1 protein-coding gene is annotated in these 606 nt (G+C 50.8%); it reads right to left on the bottom strand.

The window, feature by feature from the left end; all coding sequences use genetic code 11:
* Positions 1 to 606 (bottom strand): class A beta-lactamase (gene bla / locus AB6A66_RS17470; protein WP_371056902.1); only part of this gene is annotated, 606 nt, incomplete at both ends.

Raw genomic sequence — 606 nt, 5'->3', positions numbered from 1 at the left:
TTCGTTCATCCATAGTTGCCTGACTCCCCGTCGTGTAGATAACTACGATACGGGAGGGCTTACCATCTGGCCCCAGTGCTGCAATGATACCGCGAGACCCACGCTCACCGGCTCCAGATTTATCAGCAATAAACCAGCCAGCCGGAAGGGCCGAGCGCAGAAGTGGTCCTGCAACTTTATCCGCCTCCATCCAGTCTATTAATTGTTGCCGGGAAGCTAGAGTAAGTAGTTCGCCAGTTAATAGTTTGCGCAACGTTGTTGCCATTGCTACAGGCATCGTGGTGTCACGCTCGTCGTTTGGTATGGCTTCATTCAGCTCCGGTTCCCAACGATCAAGGCGAGTTACATGATCCCCCATGTTGTGCAAAAAAGCGGTTAGCTCCTTCGGTCCTCCGATCGTTGTCAGAAGTAAGTTGGCCGCAGTGTTATCACTCATGGTTATGGCAGCACTGCATAATTCTCTTACTGTCATGCCATCCGTAAGATGCTTTTCTGTGACTGGTGAGTACTCAACCAAGTCATTCTGAGAATAGTGTATGCGGCGACCGAGTTGCTCTTGCCCGGCGTCAATACGGGATAATACCGCGCCACATAGCAGAACTTTAA

Source organism: Rhodosalinus sp. K401, from assembly GCF_041365735.1.
Lineage (GTDB): Bacteria > Pseudomonadota > Alphaproteobacteria > Rhodobacterales > Rhodobacteraceae > Rhodosalinus.
This window is presented reverse-complemented; position numbering and strand designations above follow the sequence as displayed.